At 58.1% G+C, this 23971-nt stretch carries 19 protein-coding genes and 2 other annotated features; of the genes, 10 read left to right on the top strand and 9 right to left on the bottom strand.

The annotated features are described in order from the left end of the window. Nucleotides 1–906: 906 nt before the first annotated feature. The 4 genes from HMPREF0591_RS32535 (at nucleotide 907) to HMPREF0591_RS32525 (ending at nucleotide 4513) form a co-directional block, all read left to right on the top strand. Complete coding sequence (locus tag HMPREF0591_RS32535) at nucleotides 907–1263, top strand: hypothetical protein (protein ID WP_244269068.1); 357 nt, start codon at nucleotides 907–909, stop codon at nucleotides 1261–1263. Between the two features lie 51 nt (nucleotides 1264–1314). After that, a protein-coding gene (locus tag HMPREF0591_RS22400) for an IS3 family transposase (protein WP_085981707.1) occupies nucleotides 1315–2579 on the top strand; the annotation gives its coding sequence in 2 pieces (ribosomal slippage) (nucleotides 1315–1621 and nucleotides 1621–2579; 1266 coding nt in all). Further along, nucleotides 1617–1748, top strand: a sequence feature (AL1L pseudoknot). Its footprint overlaps the gene before it by 132 nt. A gap of 46 nt (nucleotides 2580–2625) precedes the next feature. Next, nucleotides 2626–2952 carry a hypothetical protein gene (locus HMPREF0591_RS33225; RefSeq protein ID WP_167310173.1) on the top strand — a complete coding sequence of 109 codons (327 nt, stop codon included), beginning with the start codon at nucleotides 2626–2628 and terminating at the stop codon, nucleotides 2950–2952. 460 nt (nucleotides 2953–3412) lie between these two features. Beyond that, on the top strand, nucleotides 3413–4513 hold the full coding sequence (locus HMPREF0591_RS32525; RefSeq protein ID WP_157137552.1) for a hypothetical protein: 1101 nt from the start codon (nucleotides 3413–3415) through the stop codon (nucleotides 4511–4513). Nucleotides 4514–4519: 6 nt separating this feature from the next. On the opposite strand, the gene HMPREF0591_RS31320 is transcribed toward HMPREF0591_RS32525, so the two are convergent. From HMPREF0591_RS31320 to dndB, 5 genes are read right to left on the bottom strand one after another with little or no spacing between them, the layout of a single operon-like run. After that, nucleotides 4520–5980, bottom strand: a complete 1461-nt coding sequence (locus HMPREF0591_RS31320; protein WP_007170954.1) for a DNA phosphorothioation-associated putative methyltransferase — start codon at nucleotides 5978–5980, stop codon at nucleotides 4520–4522. Beyond that, nucleotides 5977–6369, bottom strand: a complete 393-nt coding sequence (gene dndE, locus HMPREF0591_RS22395) for a DNA sulfur modification protein DndE (protein ID WP_040623729.1) — start codon at nucleotides 6367–6369, stop codon at nucleotides 5977–5979. Before dndE ends, HMPREF0591_RS31320 begins: the two co-directional genes overlap by 4 nt. A 2-nt stretch (nucleotides 6370–6371) precedes the next feature. Continuing rightward, on the bottom strand, nucleotides 6372–8345 hold the full coding sequence (gene dndD, locus HMPREF0591_RS22390) for a DNA sulfur modification protein DndD (protein WP_007170952.1): 1974 nt from the start codon (nucleotides 8343–8345) through the stop codon (nucleotides 6372–6374). Continuing rightward, the gene (gene dndC, locus HMPREF0591_RS22385; protein WP_040623637.1) at nucleotides 8342–9886 is read right to left on the bottom strand and encodes a DNA phosphorothioation system sulfurtransferase DndC; all 1545 of its coding nucleotides are present in this window, start codon (nucleotides 9884–9886) and stop codon (nucleotides 8342–8344) included. Before dndC ends, dndD begins: the two co-directional genes overlap by 4 nt. Continuing rightward, nucleotides 9883–11034 carry a DNA sulfur modification protein DndB gene (dndB, locus tag HMPREF0591_RS22380; RefSeq protein WP_007170950.1) on the bottom strand — a complete coding sequence of 384 codons (1152 nt, stop codon included), beginning with the start codon at nucleotides 11032–11034 and terminating at the stop codon, nucleotides 9883–9885. The genes dndC and dndB overlap by 4 nt, the downstream gene beginning before the upstream one ends. Nucleotides 11035–11134: 100 nt before the next feature. Between dndB and dndA the strand changes: the two genes are divergently transcribed. Continuing rightward, nucleotides 11135–12325, top strand: a complete 1191-nt coding sequence (gene dndA, locus HMPREF0591_RS22375) for a cysteine desulfurase DndA (protein ID WP_007170949.1) — start codon at nucleotides 11135–11137, stop codon at nucleotides 12323–12325. Between the two features lie 21 nt (nucleotides 12326–12346). Next, entirely contained in the window at nucleotides 12347–12850 is a 504-nt protein-coding gene (locus tag HMPREF0591_RS32520; protein ID WP_139093804.1) for a hypothetical protein, read from the top strand. A 21-nt stretch (nucleotides 12851–12871) separates the two neighbouring features. Here HMPREF0591_RS32520 and HMPREF0591_RS31315 read toward each other — a convergent pair whose 3' ends face one another. The 3 genes from HMPREF0591_RS31315 to HMPREF0591_RS31305 all read right to left on the bottom strand — a co-directional run bounded on the left by HMPREF0591_RS31315 (nucleotide 12872) and on the right by HMPREF0591_RS31305 (nucleotide 17761). Then, nucleotides 12872–13327: a DNA phosphorothioation-associated protein 4 gene (locus HMPREF0591_RS31315; RefSeq protein ID WP_083212335.1), complete on the bottom strand. Its 456-nt coding sequence runs from the start codon at nucleotides 13325–13327 to the stop codon at nucleotides 12872–12874. Next, entirely contained in the window at nucleotides 13327–15393 is a 2067-nt protein-coding gene (locus tag HMPREF0591_RS31310; protein WP_007170946.1) for an AAA family ATPase, read from the bottom strand. The genes HMPREF0591_RS31315 and HMPREF0591_RS31310 overlap by 1 nt, the downstream gene beginning before the upstream one ends. 238 nt (nucleotides 15394–15631) lie before the next feature. Beyond that, nucleotides 15632–17761, bottom strand: coding sequence for a DNA phosphorothioation system restriction enzyme (locus HMPREF0591_RS31305; RefSeq protein WP_083212336.1), 2130 nt, complete (start codon nucleotides 17759–17761; stop codon nucleotides 15632–15634). 206 nt (nucleotides 17762–17967) lie between these two features. Here HMPREF0591_RS31305 and HMPREF0591_RS22350 point away from each other — a divergent pair. Further along, a protein-coding gene (locus HMPREF0591_RS22350) for an IS3 family transposase (RefSeq protein ID WP_085981706.1) occupies nucleotides 17968–19229 on the top strand; the annotation gives its coding sequence in 2 pieces (ribosomal slippage) (nucleotides 17968–18271 and nucleotides 18271–19229; 1263 coding nt in all). Next, nucleotides 18267–18398, top strand: a sequence feature (AL1L pseudoknot). It overlaps the preceding gene by 132 nt. Nucleotides 19230–19668: 439 nt before the next feature. On the opposite strand, the gene HMPREF0591_RS32515 is transcribed toward HMPREF0591_RS22350, so the two are convergent. Then, nucleotides 19669–20226, bottom strand: coding sequence for a hypothetical protein (locus HMPREF0591_RS32515; RefSeq protein ID WP_007170941.1), 558 nt, complete (start codon nucleotides 20224–20226; stop codon nucleotides 19669–19671). 230 nt (nucleotides 20227–20456) lie between these two features. Here HMPREF0591_RS32515 and HMPREF0591_RS22345 point away from each other — a divergent pair, with 230 nt between their 5' ends. The 3 genes from HMPREF0591_RS22345 to HMPREF0591_RS33220 all read left to right on the top strand — a co-directional run. Beyond that, on the top strand, nucleotides 20457–22895 hold the full coding sequence (locus HMPREF0591_RS22345) for an AAA family ATPase (protein WP_007170940.1): 2439 nt from the start codon (nucleotides 20457–20459) through the stop codon (nucleotides 22893–22895). A 98-nt stretch (nucleotides 22896–22993) separates the two neighbouring features. Continuing rightward, nucleotides 22994–23260 carry a hypothetical protein gene (locus HMPREF0591_RS22340; RefSeq protein WP_244269066.1) on the top strand — a complete coding sequence of 89 codons (267 nt, stop codon included), beginning with the start codon at nucleotides 22994–22996 and terminating at the stop codon, nucleotides 23258–23260. Nucleotides 23261–23727: 467 nt separating this feature from the next. Further along, nucleotides 23728–23971, top strand: a 244-nt coding sequence (locus HMPREF0591_RS33220) for an NHL repeat-containing protein (protein ID WP_007170937.1), incomplete at its 3' end; no start/stop codon positions are given.

Raw genomic sequence — 23971 nt, 5'->3', positions numbered from 1 at the left:
CGTCGGCTGCCTCGAGACCTGTTGTGCTCAAGTCGCAGGTAATCCGGTCACCGGAAACCCCTAGAACTTCGTTGGATCGGTACCTCACGGACGCCGAGAGCTGACTCGATTCAGGCGCATGAGATGTAGGAATCCTTGGGCCGCTCGATACACCGTCACGGGCCACCCCTAAGTGGGTATCGTCAAGCAGGGCGACGCCTCACGAAGACAACGGTGGAGGGAACCGGAGGGAAAAGCTTCATGTCACTTCTCCCACTTGGCGGCGACAGTCCTCCGCAAGTGTTCGGAGCTCTCAAATTTGATCTCGCGCCCGAAGATCCAGGTATTTATGCATGGTACGCACGATTTGGACTCTCTGAGGACGACTGGGAACCACGCGTATGTGACGGCGTAGATCTCGCTTCGCGCGATATTGTCCGAGCAGTATCGGATTACGCCCGAGTGCATCAGCCAAGTCCAGTTGGATTCACTGGTACCGGCGATTACGACCTCTCATGGGATGGTCGCATCCGCCGTCAATCGATCTGCGATGTCAAGTCAGGCGACTCTGAAAGCATCGTGGCGAGATACCTCACGTCAGTGCGCGACGAACCAAAGCAGCGAAGGCGCCTGATTCAATTGCTAGGAAATTCGGTCCCCATTTTAGCAGTCCACTATATATCGGCGTTGCTCGGAACCTTCGTGAAAGACTGTCGGAACATATCGATGATTACGAAAGTGCGAAGTCGCTAATCAATAATCGACCTGAAGTTGCAGATGATTTCCGGTTCAATGGCGATACTTTCGGGGCTCGGTTGGCTGGAGCTGGGCTGCAGCTCGACCAAGTAGATTGTTGGGTGTTACCCGCCGCCAAGGAACTGGCGGGTGAAACAGGTACGGATGACGAGCTTCGCGTAAATGCAGCGAATGCAGAGTGGATTCTTCAGAGAATATTTCTACCAGTGCTTGGGAGGCGTTAAATCGATGTCGTTGAGCGATGTTGGAGCAGACCAATTGTTCCAAAACTATACCCAAGGGCTTATGGGTGAATTCAAGACGCCTGCGGGGGCAGTAAGCTACCTCATGACAAAGGCGCGATTAGGCAAAGATGCAACGGATCCCGAGCGCCGCCTCACGCAGCACCTAGTGCCGTTTAGAGAAGTTATACCGACTAAAGAGCTCGATTTCAACCAGCTTTTGCAACGGGACTTGGATGATCACCGCGTAGCGGTGAATCTTGTACCTTATATCCTCGAGCCAAGTCAGTCTGGACCCGCCTTCTGAATCGCCCTGGAAATCCCGGAGACTCTTGACCTTGGAAACGAGGATGCAGGGATGCCCACGGAATCGTCGTCAGGGAAAAAGCCGACCAGTCGCAGATACAGCCCCGAGGAGAAGGCCGCCGCGGTGCGGATGGTCCGCGCCCTGCGGGCTGAGCTGGGGACCGATCAGGGCGCGGTGTCGCGGGTGGCCCGCCAGCTCGGCTATGGCGTGGAGTCGGTGCGCTCGTGGGCGCGGCAGGCTGACATCGATGACGGGTATGAGCCCGGCGTGACGACCACGGAGTCCAAGAGGGTCAAGGAGCTTGAGCAGGAGGTGCGAGAACTCAAGCGCGCCAACGAGATACTGAAACGAGCGGCGAGTTTCTTCGGCGCGGAGCTCGACCGCCAACACAAGAAATAGTCGACTTCATCGACGCTCACCGTGAGGAGTTCGGGGTCGAGCCCATCATCACCGTCCTGCGCACCGCAGGGGTGGTGGTGGCCCCGAGCACCTACTACGACACGAAAGCCCGGCCGGCGTCGGCACGGGTCCGACGTGATGCCGTGCTGGGGCCAGCGCTGGTAGCGCTCTGGGAGGACAACTACCGGGTCTACGGGGCGCGCAAGTTGTGGAAATCCGCGCGTCGGGCCGGCCACGACGTCGGGCGCGATCAGGTCGCCCGGCACATGCGCGCCGCTGGCATCCACGGCGTACGGCGCGGCAAACACGTCCGCACCACCAAAGCTGATCCGGCTGCGCCACGGCACCCGGATCTGGTGCAGCGCAAGTTCACCGCGAGCGCGCCGAACCAGTTATGGGTCACCGACCTGACGTTCGTACCGACCTGGGCAGGAGTCGCGTATGTGTGCTTTATCGTCGATGCCTACTCACGGATGATCGTCGGGTGGCGCGTGGCGTCTCACATGCGCACCACCATGGTGCTCGACGCACTTGAGATGGCGCGCTGGTCACGCGGAAACACATTGCCGGGCTTGACATGTCACTCCGACGCCGGATCGCAGTTCACATCCATTCGATACGGAGAGCGGCTCGCAGAGATCGGCGCTGTTCCCTCGATCGGCAGCATCGGGGACAGTTTCGACAACGCGCTGGCCGAGACGGTCAACGGCTACTACAAGGCCGAGCTGATCTACGGTCCCGCCCGCAGCGGGCCGTTAAAGACCGTCGAGGACGTCGAGCTAGCCACCCTGGGATGGGTGCACTGGCACAACACCAGCCGTCTCCACAGCTACCTCAACGACGTCCCGCCGACCGAGTTCGAAGCCACGTTCTACGATGCACCACGGACCGACCAAACCCTGGTCGTAATCCAATAACCCGAGTCTCCGGTAAAACCAGGGCGATTCATTCTTTCCTCCAATTTTGACAATTATTCTACCGTTTGATTCTCAAGTGCCTTCTTCATTTCCTGAACTGGCAAAACCTCAACTCGTCTCTGACGATAATCTCTTTTGGAATGAAATTGACGTGGGAATTCTCTTCGCCTACGGCGATTGGCAACGAATTCTGGCGATCTCAGCCCAATACCCCTCGGTCAATTATGGTGGAATAGCGAGTTTTGCCGACTGGTGGTGGTCGACGGCCAGCACCGCGCCATGGCTCTACTCGCAATTGACCGCACAATCCGTAAGACATGGGAAGAGAGCGGACCGGGCGCACGTTATAAATACTTCTATGAGAACCGTGTGAAAGATTTATTAGAGAAGCATCCGACTGACTTCGGGCATATCGAAGTGCCAGTGACTATTCTTTGGTTTCCGGATCAATTCGGCCAAAGTCACACTACGCACAAATCGGCGCGTAAGTTATTTGTAGATGTTAATAAGCATGCAAGGACACCAAGCGAGTCAGGATAATACTCCTGTCTGACAGCGAACTCGTTAACATCTTCACCCGATCAACTTTGACTCATTTACGTAATGATGCGGAGGGAAATCTACTACCATTGTATTCAGTTGAGTATGACAATCCTGATACGACAAAAACTACATCGTCGCGATGGTCTGCCATTACAAATGTGCACGCGCTAAAACAAATGGTGAACCGTACGGTGTTTGGTCCTCCGAGGTACATTGAGCGGGTCGACGTTCCAATCGGGAAAAGAGAACCGAACGATGTACGTGACCTTTTCATGCGTAGTCAACTCGGAGTGAAGAATCTATTCAAAACCACGATTGTCACCGACGATGGTAAGGAATTTATGCGCGACCATCTGGGTAATACAAAATTTCCAGATGTATCCCTCCCGATACTCGTCGACGCTTACCAGAAGACTTGGGGAGCTGCAATCCTGCTGTTGCTAAGCAATATCAGCCCGTACCGTGCTCATGCACAAGCACTAGCCAAATTGTTTGCGGAATGGGTTGGCGGCGACGCGGTAGCAGATCTCGCCCGGGAGGCTTTGTTCAGCGGTGTTGGTATGTACTGGACCCTGCGAGACTCGGCGACTTTTTGGCAAAGCGTAAACACGAAAGGAACGACTAAGCCCGACGTTGTCAAAGCCTGGGACCTACTTGGTAAGAAGCAAACGGAGTTCGAGGGATTACGCGCGGCGGAGTTCTTAGGCAGCGCTACGAAGGTTGATGCATCGAATCAGTTGTACCAGGTGATAAACACGCAAGCGTGCCAGCTAGGCGTCGCGTTGACATTAGGCACCCTTCGTCAATTCGTGAAGCCTAAGGTGACGGTGGTCGACCTTGGAGGAGCTATGGCCGAGGGAATCAACACTTGGATGCTGAGTAAAACCACGGGTCAGTACGATCGTCGGCTGGCACTCGCCAGGCGTCTCGGAAATAAGCCGACACATCCTTGGAATCTCATCACCAATATGGACACGCCGAGAGCCATACAATTTAGATATTTTTGGCTAGAAATATTGTGCTCGGCGGAAGCGCGCCCGGCTCTCGACCAAGTGATAGATTATGACAAGGTCACACCGTTGCGGGATAAAGCACGATCGCATTATCTCGATTATGTCGTTAAAGAAAAGTTGCGCGCGATGAAAACGACTCATTCGAGCTTGACCGACGCACAACGCCGAATTGAAGCTCACACTACTGCTGCAAAAGAGCTCCGACAGGGCCTCCTCAAGTGGTTCTCGGTCTCTGGCGATGAACTTACTCACTGGTTTAATTCGGAGTCTGGCAGTACAGCCGCCGACAGCGACTATGTTGAGGCTGATGCGTTTGACGAAGAGAGCGAGGATAGCGACCTATCAGATGAAGACATTGCCGAAACTCTGTTGAAGTGATCCGAATTAATCTGACTGATTGTGCGCAGGCGCCAGGCGGTGTCCCCTCAAAGTTAAATTTGCAGCTTCAAGGGTTGCTTGCCACCCCATGAGGCTGCCGATACTCTCAGGCGATCGATACAGGCCAGCCCTTACTTCTGCCCGGGTCAGCTTCGCGTAAAGAGCTCGGCGAGAATTTTCCTTCCCCAGAAACTCCTCCTTGCGATGAAGCAAGGGTGGATTGGGCGATCGGCGATAATCTCGCCAGTCAACTGTCAATCGCCGGACGTTGACAGTGACCGACGACTCGAGCCGAGGGTGTGCGTCGCGATCGAACTGAGGATAAGTCAGGTATGAGACCTGGGGTTCCGTCACTGATAGCTTGACCAAGTTTGCGTGCTCGACGGTACCTGAAAGCGCACGTGCGCATCCTTCGTACACCTGAAGCACCGGCGGCAGTTCCCCGAGGGCGCTCTTATGTACATAAAGCGCGCTTGGCGTCTGCTTGCCAACCGGAGAGCTCCGTGCATTCACAAGGACGATCGCCGGATCCCCGCAGGCGAGTAGCAGCCGATCTGCCTGAGCACACGCGTCTTGGTACTTGCTGAAGTGTGTACGTATGTCTGTAGCGAGCGTGTATCCTAGTTGGGCGAAACGGGGTCGGCCAGTGAAGCGCGAAAGTGCGATGTATACAAGCAATTCTGCGCGCCGTTGGATCCTCACCTTTTCCCAATAGTCGTCATCCGTAACTCTACGGATGAGTTGTTGTGCGCGAGCGAGGGTGCCGACGGCTTCTCTGATGGCTCCAATGGTGTCGCTGTCAAGTTCGCCGGTTCTGGGCGGACGTCCGTGCAGGCTCAGGAAATCAAAAAGCGGCGCGAGAACTTCTTGATTCGCTTCGTACAGCTGGTGGGGATCGATGCGAACCCTGGGCCGATACGTGTGCACGCGGGTGGCCAGGAATTCCTGGGCCGCGGTGGAGTCTCGGAAGACGTAGTAGATCCCTGGAGCCGCGGCGTGCGCTTCGGTATTTAGGGTTGACTCGATCCATTGTTTGAGTTCTGCTTGCTCATAAAGCTTCTGGAACGTGCCCGTTCGCGTGACGAGACCGTCGCCAAAGGGTCGACCGGCAAGTCCTCGCCCATCCCAGGTAAGCCGCGAGGAAACGATGAGTAGGCGACGGGTCAATGCCCACGCACTCCTCAGTGTCTGCGCACGCTCTGCCGGGTGCTCAATCACGTTGATGACATAACCGAGATTCACCGTGTCCGCTGGTGTTCTGTGGGCGAGGGGCCGGTGCGTGGGATCCCACCCGCCGACGGAATACCCAAGCGCCTTGAGATTGCGAATGTCATCGCCGCGACCGCATCCGTAGTCGAATATCGACCTGGTTGTATCGAGCAGTGCATCGCGTAGTGCCGTCGCGATCGGTCTCGAAAGCGTCTCCCGACTCATCGCGGTCTTGTGTCGGGCGACCGGTTGAATCATGCAGCCGACTCGTCCGAAAAAGCAATATAGGCAAGCCCAATCACGTCGGTCACGCGGGGATCTCCCACTAGATACCCGATTCCGCGGTGGAGGTGCAAGCGAAGCTGGTTCGCCAGCGTCTCGTCGTCGAGCGGTAGGCCATCCGCATGACAGCGGTAGCGGATGAGGCCCCAATAGACGTCGCCGTATTCGCCAGAAAATACCTTCCAAGACATTTCGACGTTGCTGTCAAGAACCAGCTTCGTCAACGGCGGGGGAGCCGGCTCCGACAGGGACCGGCACAGTGCCCACCGGCAGAGCACGTTCCAATTGGCGATGCCAGTTCGGCGCTTCAAGGTGACGAGCTGGTCACGCGCGGTTTGCGAGAGTCGAACGGATTCGATTGCCATGATCACTCCCAGAAGTAACCGCTCATTACGGATGTCGCGTTTGTGGTTTGGTCGAACACAAGCCGGTATTCCCGGCCGACATATTTTGCAACGCGGGTGTACGCCTCCGCGTCAATCTCTGTATCCGTCGATAGCAGCAGAACCTGATGGCTCGCGTGCGGAAAGTAGCGTTCCAGCAAGTGCTCTCGATGGGATCCGTCTAGGCGGCCTAACGGGGTGTCGATGACGACCGGCAGCGGCTGGCCAGCTGCGCGCGCCAGTCCCCAGAGCAGTGCGACGGCCAGAAGTTGCCGCTCGCCGGCGGACAGGTTGGCAGGGGAGAGTGGTAGACCATCGCGGCCGGTGAGTTCGACGGCATGCGTCTTCGCGTCGACGGCTACATCGGTGATCAAGTTCTCCTTGCGCAAGAGCCTACCCAGCGCGTCCAGCACAAGTTCAGAGATGCGCCCGAGATGACGGCGGCTGGCACTCAATCGGAAGTCCTGCAAAGTTGCCCTGACGCGGTCGAGGTGATCGACGAGCCGGCGGTTGTCGTCGGCCGCGAGGTTCGCTCGCGCCACGGCTTCGAGTGCAGCTTCGTATGCGGCGTCGGCTCGTGCACGATCTTCTCGTGAGAATTTGAGTTTCTCTTCGGCATGGGTAAGGGCCGCTCGTCGACGAATAAGGTCGGCAGAGGCTTCCTCGCGGTCGGTAACGAGTGAGCCCAGTGCTTCATCGTCGGGGATGGCGACGAGAACCCGCTCGGCTTGTTCGTGCTTGTCTTTCGTCGAAGTGTGCATCTCGACGAGTTCGCGCAGCCGCTTTTCTGCATTCGGCAGCGTTGAAGACATCAGGTGGCGAAGGCCAGCGGCATCGGATACGCCCACGATGTTCTGGGCAACCGCCGCCGCTGCGCGAGCACCCCGGTCGCTCGCCATAAATTCGTCGACCTGGGCGAGTACCTCCTTCGGGACACTGGCCCTGGCGAGCAAGGCAGTGATTTCTCGGTCGCGACAAGCTAAGACGTCCGTGATCACTCGATTGCGTTGAGCATCTGATTCTGCATCAACCTGCCCTGACATCTCCTTCAGTACTTTTGCAAGCTGGAGGAGCGGTGCGGATTCCGCCATTTCGTGGCGAATGAGGTCTTCAATGCGAGTGACTTCGGCACGCAAGGCCTGTGCGCTACGCTCAGCCGATTCGCGGTGGTCGACCAAATTGCCGCCAGCCGACCGGTACCGCTCGTTGAGCTCGAACAGTGCTTTTTCCGCGCGCTCAACAGCGACCCGCAACCGTGCAACCTGGTTGGCGGCCAGCTCCTCTGCTCGCCTAGCGGCAGTGACTGCCTCTTGCCGTTCGTCGATGCTAGCGCACAGTTTGTCTGGTACCTGCGAGTTCTGATGGCGCTTGCGCAATACCGCCAGGTCGGTTGACAGTCTGTCAACGAGTTCCAGACCCATCAAAGAGGCCAGCGCGGATGAAAGAACCTCTTGGGAGCGATCCAAGTCCGCGAGCGCCTCGATCTGTTCACCGTCAAAGAAGAACAATCCAGCGATGCCGCGAGGCAGGAAGGACTCGATGTGCTCGCTCCAAGTCGACGTCAGCGCCTCGTCGTGCCGACCATCGACCGACACCAACAGTATTTCGCGGATCGATGCGCCCGTGCTTCGCCAACTGCGACGTATCCAATACTCCCGTTCGTTACCCTCCTGGTGAGCATGGAAGGTGAGTTCTATTGCAGCGCCTTCACTCTCGGGTACCCCTTTGTGAATGAGCCCGCGCAGGTAGTTTTCGTAGCCACCTGATTTGCGGGCGGCGGTCTGTGTCAGCGGTCCGTAAAGGGCCAGGTTGATAGCTTCAAGAAGCGTTGTCTTCCCTGCACCGTTGAGACCACCAATGAGGACGATTGGCTTGTTCGATGACGGGGGCGTGAGTTGAAGTGTGTTTCGTCCGGCGAAAGTACCCACGTTGTGCAGCATAAGCTGGTCGATGATCACTTGTCGGCTCCCGCCTGTGCTGGACGGATGAAGCCGTCCACCACATCAAGCGGATCCGGGACCATGTCGGGCGAGCCAGTGCCTGGCCGCTCCAGCGTTGCCTTCCGGGTATTGGCACGCGAGGTCGCATCGGCCTCGTCGTCGTAAAACCCACGTCGCAAAGCTTTTTCGAGAGAGTCGAAGAGTCCGGCGCGACGCGCTCTGGATCGGTGACGCTGTTCGATGTCCAGAAGCTCACGGACCAGCTCGAAGTGCAGGCGGTCGCCACCGATCACTTCCTTGAGTACTTCAATAGCCTCGGAGCCTAACGGAAGGTGCTCATCCAACGGCTTGCCCGGATATTCTTCACCGGTCGCGGAGCGGTAGATGCGCGGAAGATTGTCTTCGAATTCGTGCTTTTCAACAACCCAGAGTCGACGGATCTCCTCCAACTCCGCCAGCGTGACAAGCTCGAGTGAACGCACGTAATCCGGGCCGTTCAACCGAATCCAAGTCTGCGCTTCCAGAAGTTGCGTCAGCCAGCGCTCCCGAGATTCCTGGGTATAAGGCCCGGGGATCGGTTTGTCATTGAAGAGCTGAACAGATCCGTTCATCCGCCGGAAGTCTCGAAGGTGGCGGTCATCACCGACGTCAAGGGCATTTCGGAGTTCGAGAAGTGGGAGCATCCATTCTTTCTCATCATCGTTCTGGATCATGGCGGACATGGACTTGTCCTTGTCCACCAGAGTGCATGTCCAACAACCAAACCGACTGTCGCCGCAGCTTGGCGTCGTGGAATCGACGACCAACGGGCACTCCCCGTCTGGGGAGGCGCCCTGATACATGGTGAGAAGTTCCTTGTTCGAGTAGCCCCACGGGTTCGGCGTTTGCATCAAGAAGGTCCACACGTCATCGTTCGACCAGTTCTCGACAGGCGAGTACACGAGGCAGTTGGGCAGCGATTCGTTTGGGCTAAGTAGATCTCGTGATCTCTTGGCTTCAAGAGCGGTCATCCGGTGTGAGCGACCGCTGCTCTCGGCTTTCCGAGTCCCTAATACCAGGATTGCTTCGCCATGAGACCGCACCATAGCGCGGATGAAAGAGTTCGACGGCTTGATCTTTAGGCGCTCGGTGCACCATCGGAACTTTGGGCGCGGAGCTGGGTAACCCCGACCAATCAAGTTGACCCAGAAGGTGTCGGTCACGGTCGGTGTCAGGCGGTGGGGAGTGATCGGCAGATGTTGCGTATTCGCTTGTTCTGCGAGCACATCAAGCGAATGCGTAACCCATGCTGCCACAACCGGATTCTCGACGAGAGTATCGGTGCTGATGACGTGCACCGGTTTGGTCAACTTCTCTGGTGGCAGACCAGCAAGGGATAACCACACCAGCTGCAACACTGCAGTCGAATCCTTGCCTCCTGAGTAGCCCACTACCCAGGGAACGGAGTCGGCGAGATACAGCGCGCGCGTCTGCTCGAGGATGCGATCCACGGTGGCGGCATATCCAGACTCATCGAAGGCGGAGTGCCGGCGGGGACTGATCGGAAGTTGGCGCGTCACCTGTTCCCCCTTGCGAAGGCGTCTTGGGCTTGCTGCTCGTCCGGTGGTAACTCCAAGCCGAGAGCGGAGCGCATATACCCTGCAGTCAATAGGACATTGGAGGCGCCCTTGCTTACCTTCCCGCCCACCGTGGCTCGTCCCTCCCAAACCCCCGCGTTTGAACGGTGCCAATCAATCGTCGTCAAGTTGCTCAGTACCGCATGCCAGCGAGTCTCTTTGGTGGACTGGCGGATGAGCGCGTTTCCGATCTTCCCCAGGGCGTGCAGCACGATCCCGTGGCTGTGGATGAAGTCCCGTCGGACCTCTGCAGAACTGACGTCTCGGGCGCGCACTTGATGCCACTCGGGAAATTGATCTGCCACCACTTGCCAGTACCGACAGGCGACATCGACGCGCCGCTCAAGCGAGCCCGGCTCAATACCGTCGAGCAAGGCCCGGTTCGCGCTGTAGAGGGCGGAGAGCGTAAAAAGCTTGCGTGAGCGAGCGGAAAGATTGCTCGTTTCCATCTCGGTGAGGTCGGTAAAGAACGGAGATCGTGTCACCATAAGCTTTGTAATGACTGACATTTCGTCGCGATAGTCGTAGAGCACGCCGATCGACTTCGACGGGCGAATCGCGTGACGGTTGAGGTCGGCGAACATCTGTTGGCACCGGTTAAGGCCAACATCTAGGAAAAGGACAATTGCGATGCTCTCATCGCCGAGGTCGGGGTTTTCAATCAGTGCCTGTTGGATGGCAGCTCTGCGATGCTGTCCATCGTTGATCACAAACCGAGCTGACATCGGGATGGAGAGCGTCCCGACGCGCTCGCCCGGACTGTTCGTGCCGTCTAACGGGTCAAACCGCACCTCCGAGTTCACCGAGGCGGTCAAGGCAGAGAAGATGTAGCTGTCCGGATTTTCCACGATGTATCGGGAAATTTCCGGCACTCTTGCCTTATTGAGCGTCCGCTGCGCCCGCATCTCAGGGGGAAGTTCCTCTTCGTCGAAGAGGAACAGCCGAGGTATCAGTCTCAGCGGACACATCGTCACGTAGTACTCGCGGGCTGCTTGGACTCCGCGAATCGCCGGGAAGACGTATTCGTAGCCGCTGGAGCGTGGGTGTTCCCGGGATACTGCCGGTGCCGCGTCCACTCCAATCACCGCCATGCCCTCTCCTTCGAGTTGAACGTTGTACGGAAGTTTTCATCCGTACGAGGCGACGTGTCTTTCCGTACTGGTGTCGGAAGGTACACGTACCATCTGTCCCATGACGGTAACCACGCCCACCGACACGCGGCTGATCCAAGAATCTGGGGGGGCGTCGCGGCCTGTGTACTTGGACTGCAACGCGACGACTCCAATGGAGCCGCGAGTCGTTGAGGAGGTCCTGAGGTGGTCTGCCGAAGAGTTCGGCAACGCCAGCAGTCGCACGCACGAGTATGGCCGAGTCGCCAAGGCGCGTGTGAGCGCCGCGCGTGAAGAGGTGTCGAGTGTCGTTGGCGCCCAACCTGATGAAGTCACTTTCACCAGTGGGGCTACCGAGAGCAATAACCTTGCAATACTGGGACTGGCAGCATACGGCCGACGCGTCGGGCGACGTCACATCATTACGACGGAGATCGAGCACAAGGCGGTGTTGGAGCCGATTGAGCATTTGTCTACCGACGGGTTCGAAGTAACCAGACTGCAGCCCGAACCTGGCGGCTGGGTGGATCCTCAACAGCTTGCCGAGTCCTTGCGAACCGACACGCTGCTCGTCTCCATCATGGCGGTCAACAACGAGACGGGAGTGGTTCAGCCGCTCAGCGAGTGCGCCGAGGTCCTGTCGAATCATGACGCCTACATGCATGTAGATGCGGCGCAGGGATTCGGCAAAACGATCGACATGCTGAAGAACCCTCGCATTGATCTGCAATCTGTTTCTGCCCATAAGATTTACGGCCCAAAAGGCGTCGGTGCGCTGATTGCTCGAAGGCGACGGTTCAGTCGTCCCCCTCTAGAGCCGTTGATGTTTGGCGGCAGCCAGGAGAAGGGTCTCCGGCCAGGCACTTTGCCTGTGTCGCTGATCGCAGGATTAGGCACCGCATCATCAATGGCGGTGAGCGACGCGGCTAAGCGGCAGGAACGCTGTCTTCGCATTCGGGAATTTGCGCTCGCTCATCTTGAGTCGATCGGGGTTGTGTTCAACGGCTCAGTCGACAGAACTGTTGCGCATACATTGAACTTCTCATTGCCCGGTGTCGACTCCGAAGCCGCTATCGTCGCACTAAAGGGAGTGGCGGCAGTGTCCAACGGCTCGGCGTGCACGTCCCAGAGCTACTCACCGAGCCATGTGCTCATGGCGGCCGGGCTGCCAAACACACAAATCGAAGGCGCACTACGCTTTTCATGGAGCCACATGACAGATGATATCGACTGGTCGGGGATCGCCGCGGCGCTGTCCCTTCTTCGGAAGTAGCGCGCAGCTCGGTGGACGGCGATGACCATGACCACCAACCCTTACGGTGCGTGTTGTGAAAGGGATGGCTTGAATAGTAACGGCATTGCGTCCCCATGGGAGTTGGCGCTGACGGAGACAAGGGCGGCTCTCGAAGATGCTGCGCGAGCCGGCAAGCTTCTCACCTATACCGACCTAGCCGCGGCGATTAAGACGCTTTATCTCGAGCCGCGATCGCCGGAGCTGGCCCGGCTGTTGTGTGAATCGTTAATCGCTGACACTCGGGCCGGCCGACCGATCCTGGCCAGCCTCGTGATTGGTCAGCGTTCAGGTCGGCCGGGAAAAGGGTTCTTTAGACTCGCACGAAGGTTGTTACGGTTCGATGATGACGAGTCGTTCTGGCTGGGTGAGGTATCGGCTCTATTCAACCAATACGCCCGGGAATCAACTGCGCCGCGCCGCGCTCCCGCCCGGGCGCGCACCGTCGCACCACAACCTGTCGACCAGAAGGCGGTCGACCAGTACATTGCGTCTTTCTTCGATTGAGCTGATCGATGCCAGCCGTGCTTAAAGGTTGAGAATTTCGTCTGCAAGGTCGAGGGGGCCTTCGTTGCCATTACCCGCGAGAGCTTCTTGGATTGCGTTAATAAACAGCGTCTCTAATGATATCGCGCCCGCGGCGGACATCATTTCTTCCAACACTTGCAGTCCTCCGTGGGCATACTCCTCAAGCAGTTGAACGCGTTCATCCTGCCGCGCAGTCGCGAGAATAGAGGGGTCGTCCGGAGCGTCCGCAACGGCGATCATATCGGTAATATATTCGGTGCCGTGCCTATTAGTCATCACATCCCAGCGAATTGCTTCGCCTTTCAACTGAAGAGGAATTCTCCGGCTTTTATGCCAGCCGATCATCGCCGCGAAAAATAAAATATCGCGATACTCGGCAAAAGGCGACCCTTTCGATGTCAAATACTTGATAATATCGATCTTTTCCTTTGGTGGAGAAAATCGTGGTGGAGCCATTATTCGACCTCTGCAATCAGTGCGTATTCCGAGCCGTCGTCTGAAGGTTGCACGTAAGGGTATTCTCGACCTTCGATCGAGATAGTCTCCGGTTTAGTATCACTTTTTGGAGTCAAATACTGGATGACATATGAGCGCCCAACACGGTCCTTTAGGTGCTCATACGCTCCATCGCCGCCGGACTTAGAGACGATGACCACTACTTGTTCCGCTAGTCCCGGGAGACCCAATGCGACTTCGCGTCTATAATTTAAATCGAGTGATCCAAATGCGGCGTCCATGACAATGGGGAATATGCCACCGCGAACTTCCGTCTGTGCGGAGATTGCGCCCTTGGTCTCTTCATAGCGGTCTCGGGCAATCGAAGCCAATGCGCCCACAAAAGATAAACTAAGAATTTGATTCTCGCCTGTGCTTTTGGCGACGGGTTCCTGCGTAGCAATATGCATAAGATTTAGTTGAAACGTTGGGCTAACCTCAGGGGTGTAGGGTTTGAAGCTTATCTGCTGGTAAATGGACTTGATCTTTTCATCGAGATCTGAGCGAGTCTGTTCAGTTCGTATCGCGTACACCTTTTCCAGAGTATTGAGCGCCTCTCTGGTGACTGTGAGCCTGCGCTGTGCCAGTGCGGCCTTTGCTTCAACACTGGCTGCTCGCTTAAGGTCTGCCTCCAGCTGTTGCTTACGAACGCGGAGATTTTCGATGGAACGCTCGAGCCTGCCTTGTTGACGAATCTCGTCATCTTTACTCCGTCGAGCAGCGACCCGGTGACTCTCAAGTTCATCAATATTGTCTCTGGTTATTCCTTGCAAACTCGCACTTAGTTCGCTGAGCTGTTCCCGCAGAAGACGAAGTTGATCAACAGCTGACTGGCGGTCATCCAACAATGTGGCGAGATCACCCGCCATCGCTAGCCGTTGCCCCGTGTATGAGTCTGCGTACGCATATAACTCACCCCAGCGCTGCTCGACCTCGGCAAGACCGGCGCGTTCCTTCCATGTCATTATGTGGCGGTGCCCTTCAGTCCCCTCCGCGAGGGAAGCGCCACAAATACATGTTCCTTCCTCGAGCAAATCCTCTATGAAATCTCGTTTGACGGGCGCAGGTAGCTCTTTCTTTTCTCGTTTGTCAACGAATTGTTTACGTGTTTGCGTGAACAACTTCAAGCCGAAAGCAAGATAGCCTCGCTCTCTGATCAGCCGATGGATCCGTTCGTTGATCTTCTCAATGGAACCCAGTTGGTCGGACTCCTGTTTGATCAAAATGTCGCGACGCTTCTGTTGTTCACGCGCTTCCTCAGTGCCGCGTAACTTACTATCCACGGCATCGATCTCGTCCTGCCATTGCGTGGCACGCTTCTCGCTTTCGCTCCGCTGAGATTGGGCTTGCCCCAATTGGCCGTCGAGATCCTCTAGCTTCCGAGTGATATCGCGTTGTTCGTCGGTGCCATGCGCCTTTAATTCCTGCTCGAAACGTCTTGCTGCTTTGGGTAAATGGCTGATTGCACGTTCTACAACTTTGAGTCCGAGAATAGTTTTGATCGCGTCTTCGATTTCTTCGTAGGCAGAGGCCTGGACGAGATGTTCAATCCGTTCTCCATTGAAGAAGAAGAAGCTGTGCAGGCGTTCCGGGAGGATTTGTCTAATGTGGTCATCCGGGTTACCAGATACTTCGCTTCGCCCCGATTGATCGATGTATTGCAGACTGGGGCGGCCCTCCTCCTCGACTATTGACGAACCATCGTCCGCTTTTCGAAATATAGAGGTGCGCGTGGCCGTGAAGATCTGTTCTGCGTTCTCAAACTCGAGCTCCACAGATACCCGAAGTCGCTCACCCGGATTAAGAGATGCCCATGTATCTTGGTTGCCCAGAGACTTCGGCTTCTCGAAGTCTTTCGTGAACTGGCCATAAAGGACCCATGTGAAAGCGTTCAGCAGCGTAGTCTTACCAGCGCCATTCGCGCCCCAAATAAGTGTTACATTCTGCTGCTTATCTTGAGCAAATTCGATCTCGCTTATGCCTTGAAATTGCCGAAAATTTTCAAGCCGGATGCGGTGAAGCTTCATTTGACGACTCGCTCAATCAGATCCTGGATGTCATCATGGATCCCGCGTGGCAAGGCCATATGGATGTAGTTATTCTCTATCCTCAAGACGCCCGCAACCACGGCTTTGACTTCCTCGGTAGTTTCTTCGAGTACCTGATTGATAGCGCTTTTTGCGTCCAATCCTTCGCTACCTCCCCGGCTCGCTGGCTAGTTTCCGCATACAAAAACTAGCGACACTCGGCTAACGGCCCCCGTACCTATGCCTCTTGCTCGGCGCGTGGGGCCAGGCTCAACAAATCATACCGAGCCCGCAACGGCCGCAGGGTGGATAACGCATCAATGCTGTTCACCGCCGCATCGCACAGCTCGGTTGCTCGCATGAGTTCGCGTCCAACGAGCCGACGCTCCAGTTCGAAAAGTCGCGGGTCGTCGGAAAGGTCGGGTGGACTGACCATCAAGTCGTAGATGTCCGCGGTCGTCTTCCCAGGGGCTGGGCGGAGGACACGCCCGCGACGCTGAATGAACTGGCGAGGATTCTGGGAGGAAGCAAGGATGTAAGCGCGTCGTGTCGCCGGTATATCAACGCCTTCATCGAGACACCTGATAGCCGCGAGCGCTTGAAGCTCGCCGGAGCTGAAGCGCGTGAGCAGCTTTGCCCGTGTACTCGAGTCCTCCTCTGCAGTAAAAGTATTGATACGCATGCGTAGGTCACGGCCGAGCGCACGGACGACTTGGTCAAGCTGCGGGTCATCTCCGCAGCGATCAGCACAGTAGACGAGTATGTAGCTCTCCTGCACATGAGGTGTTATAGCGTCAACTAAAGCCGGTACTTTCCCTGAGGCAGAACCGATCAAGCGGGCTCGTTGAAACAACAGCATTTCAACGGCCGTCGGTGCGCCATCAGGATCCACATCTGATGCTATCCCAAGGAGTTGCGAGATCTTTTCTGTCAGCTCGACGTATTTATCGTGTTCTTCTGGAGTGAGCTCGACAATAATTGGGTGATAGCGATACGGGACTAGGGCACCCAACTGAATCGCCTGCTTCAACCCTAGTTGGTATACAGATTTTCCAAAATAATAGCGAATCGCTTGTGTGCCTTCCGGATCGAGATGGCGTTCCGGCGTGGCAGACAATCCAAGCCGAAACGTAATATCGTCAGGGAGTGCCGCGCGCATCTCTTTACTGCCCGCTGTATGTGCTTCATCGCAGATGAGCATCTTCGTGCACGAAGCAGCTCTGAGCCGGTCGATGAATTTTGAGCCGCAGAAAGTCCGATTGACGGCAATGACCAAGATCAATTTTCGGTTCGTTGGTGACAGCGCGGCCACCGCAGCTTCCATTTGGGGAATCCATCGTGAGGCGTCGTCGTAGGCCAGTATCGGGTTGGCCCCGAACTTGCGCGCTTCGGCTGCCCATTGTTCTGCCAAGTGCTTGTAGGGGACTGTTACGACAACCAGGAGGGAATCCTTATTCTGTTGCACTCCCCAAAGCGCTTCTACCGCTGCGAGCGCGGTGACCGTCTTACCTGTTCCCGTTGCCATTTCCCAGATTCCGCGCCCATTTTCCTTCCACCATGCGCGAATAGCGTCCTTTTGGTAGTCACGTAGCTTCAGCGTTGGTGGTCGACGATATCCGCCGTCATCGCTCAAGGCAGCGGCTCCTTCGTCAACGCCATCATCGATCGTGGCTATATCATCGGCTGGGGCATATTTCTGAAGGAGCTTACGTTGTAACGCTTCTGGGAAATCTAATACCTGCAGCCCGGGCGTGTTGTCGTTCCAAAGATTTGTAAAATCGCTGACCCGTCGGTAGACGCGCTCCCGTTCGCCGTCAATCCATGATCGGAATACTTCTATGGATTCGAAGTTGTTGAGGAGTCCGGATGCCGATTCATTAGATGACCCGGTGAACACCACAGTGTCGCCGTCGGTGTCGCGAAAAAGGCCAACCTTTTCGTGGTAAATACCAATACCTTGCTTGTTCGACACAACTGCAAGCTTTATCTCCAATCGGCCATGTGCGATTAGCCAGGTCAGAAGCTGTAAACGCTGCGACAGCGCGTCGGGAGCAGGCTGGTCTAGCTCTCGAAGCAAAGCCCGCTCGATAACTTCGCGGCGGTCGTAACCCGCCGCGATGGCGGTGGCATCTTCTTCGGTCAGAGCAGGGGACGCGATCAGCCGCATCTTGGTGTCCGGCCTGGAAACGAAGGCCTTCAATCCTCGGGCTGCGGCTGCTAGTGAGGTCGAGGTGAAGAAGCCGACTGCGCGATCGTAGGCAGACGCGGCACCAAGACACGGTAGGTAAAAGTCAGTACCAATGTTCTCTGACCCGCTTCTGTAATGCGTCGCGATTCCGAGGTCTCGTAGGCCCATGTCGGTGAGCATCCCACCTCGCGCTGACAGCGTCGACGATGGCCGGGACTAAGAGCTCCTGGCGGGCCAGCCGAGGCGCTCGAGTCTCCGGTTCTGTCCGATCCTTCGCTACCTCCTGCTAGTCGCATTGCTGGCGGCGACGGTCGAAGGGCTACACGGCGAAGTGAAACGCCCTGGAAATCCCGGAGGCTCCTGACCTTGGAAACGAGGATGCAGGGATGCCGAAGGAACAGTCGCCGGGGAAGCCCACGGCGCGTCGATACAGCCCGGAGGAGAAGGCTGCCGCGGTGCGGATGGTCCGTGCCCTGCGGGCCGAGTTGGGGAACGAGCAGGGCACGGTGTCGCGGGTAGCGCGTCAGCTCGGCTACGGGGTCGAGTCGGTGCGCTCCTGGGTGCGCCAGGCCGACATCGACGATGGGTATGCGCCCGGGGTATCCACTGCGGAGTCCCGGCGGGTCAAGGAACTCGAGCAAGAGATACGAGAACTCAAGCGTGCCAACGAGATTCTGAAGCGAGCGGCGAGTTTCTTCGGCGCGGAGCTCGACCGCCAACACAAGAAATAGTCGCCTTCGTCGACACCCACCGCGAGGAGTTCGGAGTCGAGCCCATCATCACCGTCCTGCGCACCGCAGGGGTGGCGGTGGCTCCGAGCACCTACTACGACACCAAGACGCGGCCGCCGTCACAGCGGGCCCAGCGTGATGCCGTCTTGGGTCCGGCATTGGTGGCGCTGTGGGAGGAGAACTATTGCGTCTATGGGGTCCGCAAGCTGTGGAAGGCGGCGCGTCGGGCCGGCTACGACGTCGGCAGGGATCAGGTGGCCCGGCTGATGCGCGGCGCCGGTGTCGAAGGTGCACGGCGCGGCAAACGGGTCAAGACCACCCGACCCGACCTCAGCGCCGAGCGGCACCCCGATCTGGTCAAGCGCAAATTCAGCGCGACCGCGCCCAACCAACTCTGGGTCACCGATCTGACGTTCGTGCCCACTTGGGCCGGGGTGGCCTACGTCTGCTTCATCGTCGATGCCTACTCCCGGATGATCGTCGGCTGGCGGGTCGCCTCGCACATGCGTACCACCATGGTGCTGGACGCATTGGAGATGGCGCGCTGGTCGCGCGGAAATACGTTGGCGGGGTTGACATGTCACTCCGATGCCGGATCGCAATTCACGTCCATCCGCTACGGCGAGCGCCTCGCAGAGATCAGCGCAGTACCCTCGATCGGTTCGATCGGGGACAGCTTCGACAACGCCCTCGCGGAGACGGTGAACGGTTACTACAAAGCCGAGCTGATCTACGGACCGGCCCGCAACGGACCGTGGAAGACCGTCGAGGACGTCGAGCTGGCCACCCTGGGCTGGGTCTACTGGCACAACACCAGCCGCCTCCACGGCTACCTCAACGACATCCCACCGGCTGAGTTCGAAGCGGCGTTCTACGATGCACAACGGACCGACCAACCCCTGGTCGAAATCCAATAGCCCGAGCCTCCGTCAGAACCAGGGCGTTTCAAAGCTCACCCCAAGAGCATCTTCGGCCGACGACTGAGATGTTCAGCGCCGCGAACCTGTTGCAGCCCACCCAACAAGAATCGGGTTGGTGTCCTCAGGTTCGGTTGAGCTAGCAGTCCAGAGGATGGTGTGTCTTCACACCGCAGAGCGCTCGGGCGGCGTTCGGCAGCTCGGCGCCGAGTCAACGACTTCCAGCCGACCTGATCGCCTCGGATTTGATCTAACTTCTTTGAGCAGCGTTCCAGGCGTCGTAGTGATAGCGAATGCCTTTGCCGGTCTTTCGCATTCGATTATTAAGAACGTCCGCCGGCGCGCGCCAGCCACGATGCCAGTAACTTTAGGGTCGCGGATGTTGTGAGCACATTTGCCACGGGTGACGAGTTCGTGGCTCTAGCTGCTACTCCGAGCGTCAGCTGCGTTTACCGCTGCCCGGCAGTCCGCCAGAAACAACTCTAATTGGAGGAGGTTTGCGCGGACGCTTCTTCGACGGGGCTCCAACTCGCGGCGATAATGGTCCATTTTGGCGTGTTCTATCTGTGCTGCTTTGGCGAATTTTCTCAAGAAGAGCGCGAATTTCACGCCGCTGATTGTCGGCATGCGCCTCGATCTTCTCGCACTGCGCCCAAAGCTTTTCGTATTCCGACCACAGCTTCTCGTATTCCGACCAAGCGTATTGGTTGTCTGCCGAAAGATCCTCGTAGTCGGCCCAGAGCTTTGCGTAATCTGCCGAAAGGCTCTTGAGCTGCTCCGCGCCTTCTTTAGCCGCTTTCTGCCACCATTGGGCTTCCGCTTGGGGTAGTAGAGCTTGGCAAGCCCGACAGACAGCTCTCGGCCGGCTTGCTCCCTTTAAGTCGACAGGATCTTTGTATCCGTGCCCACACAAGGCGTGGTCATGCCGATCACGAAGATAATCCCAATGATGGGCCACCGCGGACTTGTCACGAACATAGTGGTACCGGAGCTTCATAGCGCGACTATAGGGAGAGATAGAGAGGCCCCGCTTCACTATCAGCCGATGCGCTGGCATGACACTTCAGAGGCTGATACATCGGTGCGCCTACGTGGCGACCGGAGTTACGTCCAGAGAAGTGACGTACGGGACTACCTGTTCGGATCACGGCGCCCTGATACCTCGTCTGGCCAAACGCCTTTGAGATGTCCTCACGCAATCTTAGTCTCGTACCCGAGGAGGGGGCCATGAGTGAAGAGACACTGAAGAACTACGTGCTGGCGCTCGCTGACGCCGATGAATCGCTGAGCGAACCCGCGCGGCTGGCGGTGCTGGCCGCGCTGGAGGATCCGGCTGCCTTATCAGAGGCGCTGGGCGACGCCCCTAGGCCACACCTCGTCGATGCACTCACCGCAGCCGACGAAGCCTCGAAGGAGCCCGTGGGCGCCTACTTAGAGTCGATCTCGGTCGCAGGCTTCCGAGGCATCGGGCCTGAGGTCACGGTGCCACTTCAGCCCGGGCCGGGCCTCACGGTCATCGCCGGTCGCAACGGGTCAGGTAAGTCCACACTCGCCGAGGCCCTCGAATTAGCACTCACTGGCGTGAATTCCCGATGGAAAGGCAAGTCCGTCGTGTGGTCGCAGACCTGGCGGAACCTGCACTCTGGCGAACCGGCAGAGATTCGGATCGGCATCACTGAAGAGGGTTCGGGCACAACGACAATCGGAGTGGACTGGCCGCCTGGTGCCGACGTGCCGGTCGACGACATGCACTCGTGGGTGCAGCGCAAGGGGCACAAACGCGAGCCCGTCACTGCACTGGGTTGGGATGCAGCGCTGACCATGTATCGGCCGCTGCTCAGCTACGACGAGCTCAACGGCATCCTCGAAGGCAAACCCAGCGACTTCTACGACCAGCTCTATAAGCTCCTGGGCCTCGAGCAACTCACCGATGCCATCAACCTGTTGGACGCCGAGGTCAAGAAGCTTCGCCAACCTGGTGCCGAACTCAAAAAGGCCGCCGACCTCCTCAAGCCCGTACTCACAGGGCACGAAGACCCACGTGCCGCGACCGCGCTGACACAGGTCAAGAAAGGCAAGCCCGACCTGGACGCCATACGTCCGCTGATCACCGGTGGTCCGGCGCATGTTCCTCCTGCGTTGGATCAAGCCCGCCAGCTGACAGTGCCGACCGCCGAGGATGCCGAACCGAAATGCGCCGCGCTGCGATCCGCGGCCAAAGCCGAGCAGCGGGAACTTCAACGCGTGAACTCGTTAGCGGCCGACCGTGCCGCGCTGTTGGAGTCGAGTTTGGACTTCCACGAGGAGCACGGTGATCAGCCTTGCCCCGTTTGCGGTCAGGGCACGCTCGACCACGATTGGGCGCTCGCGGCACGCGCGGCCCTCGAGCGGGACCAAAGCGCGCTTCGAGACCTAAACGCCGCCCGAGCAGAGACGCAGCAAGCCCGCTCATCGGTGGCCGCGCTAATTCGGTCGGTGGTCCGTCCGCCGCTCGCGGACGCTGATCTGAGCTCGCTGAGTTCGGCGCGAGACGCCTACGACCGCTTCGTCGATCTGCCCGTCTGTGACGATCTCGCGCTTGCCGACCATGTCGATGCAGCCCTTCCGGGGCTTCGCTCCGCCTACTCGGCGCTGGCGCAGGAAGCATCGAATCTGATCCAGTCTCGGGAAGGCGCATGGAGCCCGGTGGCCTTGCGATTGGCGGAGTGGTTGCAGAAGGCAGAAGCGTCCCTGGCAGTGGTAGACCAGCTGGCGGTAGCTACGGAAGCCTTGAAGTGGCTGCTGGCCAACGCCGGTCGCCTGCGCAACGAACGCATTACCCCTCTGGCTGAGAGGGCCCGCAAAATATGGGCGGCGCTGCGGCAGGCGAGCAACGTCGAGCTGGGTGGCATCCGGCTGGAGGGACAAAAAACAAGTCGACGTGTCGTGCTGCAGGCTGCGGTCGACGGCTCCGAGACTGAAGCTTTCGGAGTAATGAGCCAGGGTGAGCTACAGGCACTCGCGCTCGCGATATTCATCCCGCGCGCGACCTCGGTGGAGAGCCCATTCCGATTTCTGGTGTTCGACGACCCGATTCAGGCTATGGATCCCTCGAAGATTGACGGATTCCTGGAAATCTTGACGGGTCTGGCCAAGAACCGGCAAGTGATCGTGATGACCCACGACAACCGGCTCCCGGCTGCGATCCGCGCTTCACGAGCGCCGGCGCGAATCGTCGAGGTGACGCGCGCGGCCAACTCGTCGATCAGTGTGGTTGAGTCCACCCGCCCCGCGACACGGCTGCTCGACGACGCCTTCGCGATCGCCGTGGACGATGCTGTACCCGAGGACATCAAGCGGTCCGCAATTCCGATCCTCTGCCGAGAAGCGTTGGAGGCAGCCGCATGGGACGCATACGCCTCGAAAGCCCATACGGCCGGCCGATCTCGGGAAGAAATCGAAGCGGCCTGGGAAGATGCCACGAAAACGGCAAAGCGGCTGGCTCTGGCACTTGGTCGAAGTGCAGATGACGATCTGGCGGTCGACAAGTGGAAGAATGGCGGCCGCGCTCGTCGGGACACACTCTCGGTGGTCAATAAGGGTGTGCACCAAGGCGTATCGGATTACAAGGGGGCGGTTAACGACGCGCGGTTGGCGGTCGGTGATTTGGTGGGGGGCGCAGCATGACCGGGCGTGCGGCTCTGTTGAACTACGCCGATGACGTGCTCGACGGGCGAATAGCTCTCGGACCTAGGGCGGCCCGAATTGCGGCTCTGCTCGCGCGTATGGCATTCGAGGACTGGCTCGACGAGCAGAACGCATCGTGGGCCGCAACTAGCGAGAAGCCGCCGACGATGATCTCGAAGCTCGTTGTTTTAAGCAGCTTCCGGGGACCGGATGTTGGCGAGCAGGCGAGACGGGTGTGGTATTCGCTCAGCCGGGCAGTACACCACCACGCTTACGAGCTGCAGCCTTCGTTGACGGAGGTCCGCCATCTGGTGGCCCAGACTCGGTCGCTGACCGAAGCCAATTCGGTAGCGGCGATGGTGTAGCTCAGCGGTGCCAGCAAATTGGTCAACAGATGAATTCGAGAGTGAAGCGTGGGCCGGTTCGGTAAACGTGTAGACGGTGTGTGATCGACGGGTGACGCAATGCGCGTGCTCAACTGAAACGTAGGCCATGGAGGAGGGCCGCGGATCGCCGCCATCTGCCGCTATATCGAGGATACGAATGCGGACGTGTTGGCAGTACTAGAAATTCAGACTCAAAATGAAACGTCGCTACGCGCCTGTCTACGACAGCTTGGCTATCGGCACATCGCGACCTCAGAGCCGGTGGGCTGTAGGGCATCTCAGCCGCCAGGCGTAAGTACCTCTTGTGGAATGTGCCGTTGATTCTGCCGTCGCCACAATGACCGCCGTGCGAACGAACGGCATGATTGAACGAGATTGCAAGGTTTGCCGTGCGGATCAGTTGAACGTTTTGATGCCTCACGGCTTGCACCACGCAAGGAACATAGATGAGCGGAACGGGCGACACCACCATCACGGTGAACGACTTGCACTCCTTCGGGCGCAGCGTAGAACGCCCAGAACATGTTGTGGTGACTGCCGACGGTCGGGTGTACGCCTCCGATAGAGGCTCGGCCGTCGCGGAACTCGTCGACGAGCACACCGTCCGACACCTGGGCCACGCGGGCGGCGAGCCGAACGGAATCGCGCTGGACTGCGACGGCCACTTTGTGATCGCCAATTGGGGCTTAG

The organism is Mycobacterium parascrofulaceum ATCC BAA-614 (genome assembly GCF_000164135.1).
In the GTDB taxonomy this organism is placed as follows: domain Bacteria; phylum Actinomycetota; class Actinomycetes; order Mycobacteriales; family Mycobacteriaceae; genus Mycobacterium; species Mycobacterium parascrofulaceum.
The sequence above is the reverse complement of the archived record's forward strand: the minus strand, read 5'-3'. Positions and strand labels throughout refer to the sequence as shown.

What these genes read in the sequence shown, in the direction of transcription:
- dndE (WP_040623729.1), bottom strand. Translation starts at nt 6,369, where the DNA reads ATGGCAATCGAATCCGTTCGACTCTCGCAAACCGCGCGTGACCAGCTC.
- HMPREF0591_RS22340 (WP_244269066.1), top strand. Translation starts at nt 22,994, where the DNA reads ATGGCATTCGAGGACTGGCTCGACGAGCAGAACGCATCGTGGGCCGCA.
- HMPREF0591_RS31310 (WP_007170946.1), bottom strand. Translation starts at nt 15,393, where the DNA reads ATGAAGCTTCACCGCATCCGGCTTGAAAATTTTCGGCAATTTCAAGGC.
- HMPREF0591_RS31315 (WP_083212335.1), bottom strand. Translation starts at nt 13,327, where the DNA reads ATGGCTCCACCACGATTTTCTCCACCAAAGGAAAAGATCGATATTATC.
- HMPREF0591_RS31305 (WP_083212336.1), bottom strand. Translation starts at nt 17,761, where the DNA reads ATGCTCACCGACATGGGCCTACGAGACCTCGGAATCGCGACGCATTAC.
- HMPREF0591_RS32515 (WP_007170941.1), bottom strand. Translation starts at nt 20,226, where the DNA reads ATGAAGCTCCGGTACCACTATGTTCGTGACAAGTCCGCGGTGGCCCAT.
- HMPREF0591_RS32535 (WP_244269068.1), top strand. Translation starts at nt 907, where the DNA reads ATGCAGAGTGGATTCTTCAGAGAATATTTCTACCAGTGCTTGGGAGGC.
- dndB (WP_007170950.1), bottom strand. Translation starts at nt 11,034, where the DNA reads ATGGCGGTGATTGGAGTGGACGCGGCACCGGCAGTATCCCGGGAACAC.
- HMPREF0591_RS22345 (WP_007170940.1), top strand. Translation starts at nt 20,457, where the DNA reads ATGAGTGAAGAGACACTGAAGAACTACGTGCTGGCGCTCGCTGACGCC.
- HMPREF0591_RS31320 (WP_007170954.1), bottom strand. Translation starts at nt 5,980, where the DNA reads ATGATTCAACCGGTCGCCCGACACAAGACCGCGATGAGTCGGGAGACG.
- HMPREF0591_RS32520 (WP_139093804.1), top strand. Translation starts at nt 12,347, where the DNA reads ATGACCATGACCACCAACCCTTACGGTGCGTGTTGTGAAAGGGATGGC.
- dndA (WP_007170949.1), top strand. Translation starts at nt 11,135, where the DNA reads ATGACGGTAACCACGCCCACCGACACGCGGCTGATCCAAGAATCTGGG.